This is a genomic window from Paraburkholderia mimosarum LMG 23256 = NBRC 106338 (genome assembly GCF_000739815.1).
Taxonomy (GTDB): Bacteria; Pseudomonadota; Gammaproteobacteria; order Burkholderiales; family Burkholderiaceae; genus Paraburkholderia; species Paraburkholderia mimosarum.
Map to the genome: position 1 here is coordinate 1 of NZ_BBJJ01000215.1, position 2,814 is coordinate 2,814.

Annotated in this window: 1 protein-coding gene and 1 pseudogene; both read right to left on the reverse strand. The window is 55.2% G+C overall.

The window, feature by feature from the left end:
* Positions 1 to 940 (reverse strand): phosphoribosyltransferase domain-containing protein (locus BMI01S_RS36730; protein ID WP_042293133.1); only part of this gene is annotated, 940 nt, incomplete at its 3' end.
* Positions 941 to 1,269: 329 nt separating this feature from the next.
* Positions 1,270 to 1,912: pseudogene (locus tag BMI01S_RS36735) on the reverse strand (IS6 family transposase).
* Positions 1,913 to 2,814 lie beyond the last annotated feature (902 nt).

Genomic DNA, 2,814 nt, shown 5'->3' on the forward strand with positions numbered 1-2,814 from the left:
GGGCTATAGGGGATCTAGTGGTGGAGCTGAAGTAGACGTCTGCCCCGGCTCGCTCCGCGCGCTCCGCCAGCAGGAAGGGACGCCAGACGAACTCACCGGTACCAACTATGACGACCTTCTCGCCGCGCCGGATTTGAATGTCCGGTGCGAGCGTGTCCTCCACGCGGCGAACGCCCAAGCGCCCCCAGTCATTGCGGGGTGAGAGAGGCCATTCGCCTATAGAAACGGCACCGACGCCTGGCATATCCGGCAGGGGCGCGGACTGATCTTCGTGGAACTGATACGACCCGCTCAACAAGGATACGGCGGTGGTCGACTCTCCGATGGCCTTACTCACAGCACCAGCAGACCAGTCCGTCAGGACGCACGTGACCACACGCTCGATCTTCTTGAGGCCGGCTTCGATTAGTGCGCGGTGTAGGTTGAGAAAGGTCTTGCCGGTAGAAGCCTCATCGTCCACCAGGACTAAAGATCGGGCCTGAAGCATCAAATCACGAACCTCGGGATCGACCGGTAGGTGGATTAAGTGGGTGCTGGCATGACTGTGCTCTTCCTCGAATCGAGCAAAGAGGTCGGTACCCAAAGGATGACGGGTACTGGTGAGGTACACGCTATCGGAACGCGTTGCACTGTAAGCACGGTGCACGCCAGCACCGAGGCCAACTGCGGTTTCGGCCACGCCGATTACCAGCACTGGGCCGGGCAGGTTCGCTGGGATCTCGCTGACGAGGCTCTCGAAACTGGCAGCCATGATCGATGGGCGCGCCGGTATGTAGCGTCCCAGAACTTTGGATACAAAGAGGAATGCCCGCTTTGGATTCCGGCGCTCCGCAAAACCGAACAGGTTAGCCGCGGGCAAGGTGGCGGCGTCGACTTTGACCTCGAGCAGTCCCCGCTTTAGTTTAGCGCGTAGGAACGTCGGTAGTACATTGCTATCCATGAACTGCTTCCTAGTTTGATGCGAGGTCGTCGAGGACCTAGTGGCTGTTGAAAATTGCCCCGTTGTGACAACCGCGGCACTGTTTTAAATGATGGTATGCAATTCGTCGCTGAGTTGTAGATGGATCGTCCGGGTTGCACCACAGGCGAGTGCGCCAGCCGGCGCATTTTCGCGCGGTGGCCGCGCCTAGGCGACTCATTGGCTGTTCTTGCGGCACCGCCGTCACTATTCCGGCCACTTGGCTCAGGTTGCTAGCAGCATCGTCAGTTGAAGGATTTTTTCGCGATAATGGCGACGGTCATAGCAAAGCGCGATATAACGGGGATTGATTATTTCGCCAGCGGATACAATTGCTCAACGGCAGATGGTTGAGTGCCACGAATGCATTTCATCTGCCAATACATGACTTCCATGGCAACCGTAACGATGCGTGCACAGCGAAAACCTTTGAATCCCAGCATACGACGAGTGCGGCGCTTCATGGCACGGTAGTCCTGCTCTACAACGTTGTTCAGGTATTTGTTCTGGCGGACCTTGATCGGCGTCTTACGTTCAGCATTGAGCGCTTGTAGTGCCGCCAGGGTTTGATCCGCTCTTCTCGATTGTCACGGTCTCCGGTTGACCGTTCTGGACCATCGCCTTTTCGAAGTATCGCCTAGCCGCATCCTTGCCACGATGGGATGGCAGAAGGAAATCGACCGTGTTGCAAGCCTTGTCCGCGCGATACAAATATTTCCACTCGACCCTCACGCGAATGTACGTTTCGTCCTCCAGAACTGGCAACAGTTTGAGTGCCCAGCGATGCACGGTCGAATGGTCAACCGAAATTTGTCGCTCGCCCATCATCTGCTCGAGGTGGCGCAGACTCAGCGGATAGGCAACGTACCAGCGCAGGCATAAAAGAATTACGTCAAGCGGATAACGCAGGCGCTTGAGCACCTTCGCCACCGCGGGATTCAGGTTCTGCCTCATTGGTCAGATCGTCCGTCTTCGGGACTCATATCCTCACCTCCGTGCGAGTTTGACTTCCGAAAATGACTGACGCAATTTTCGCGCCGGACGGACGGTCATATAGACACAACACAATTCCGAACTGCCTGTTGCAAATGTGCAACGTTTGTCGCGCATCGGACAATTTGGGAGATATTGCAACGCAATTCAACGGGATAAGGTAAGGTGACCAACGAACGCTTTGATTGCATGGGTGCATTGTTGCTTAGATTCGGTTCAGCACTGAGCTGATTTCCTCATCATCCGCCAGGAAATCGCCGAATAGGCTTGGGCCTGCGAGGTAAGCAACGCGCGCAGACCTTTCTCAACAGTTGCTGGAGTCGATTGGTATTTGCTATCAAAAGGACGAGAGATTGAGCGGGCGCGCGAGTTGACGATGCGTTTAAGCTCCGAGCTTTCCAACCGCGTCCTTTGAACCAAGGGCGTCCGTGGTGCTGATTGCCCCACAAGAACGACGTCAATTCCAACCTCTTTTTCAAGTGGCGTCGGCAATATCTCAAAGGTGCGTATAGTCTGCCGACGTTGGGCGTGCTGTTGGGCCTACATGGCCAGTCAGCATTCGCGTTGCCGGGCCGCACATATGATCGGCAACAATTCGCGTCCTGCCTAATCAGCGGTGTAGGCAGGGGTGACGATTCAACCCTCAGATGCGTTCAAACAGGTTCGTGTTCCATTCGTCGAAATTTCTTCCGTCATCTTGTCGGGGCCGACTATACGATTATCAGAACCTCACCGGTCGCCTCGCTCAGCGGACACTTATCATACTCACTCGCATTCACTGATGGCATAAAAATTGCTGCAAGGAGCCGACGACGTAACTTATACATAGTCAAGGCCAAAATATCCATGCAAAAAATTGTCAG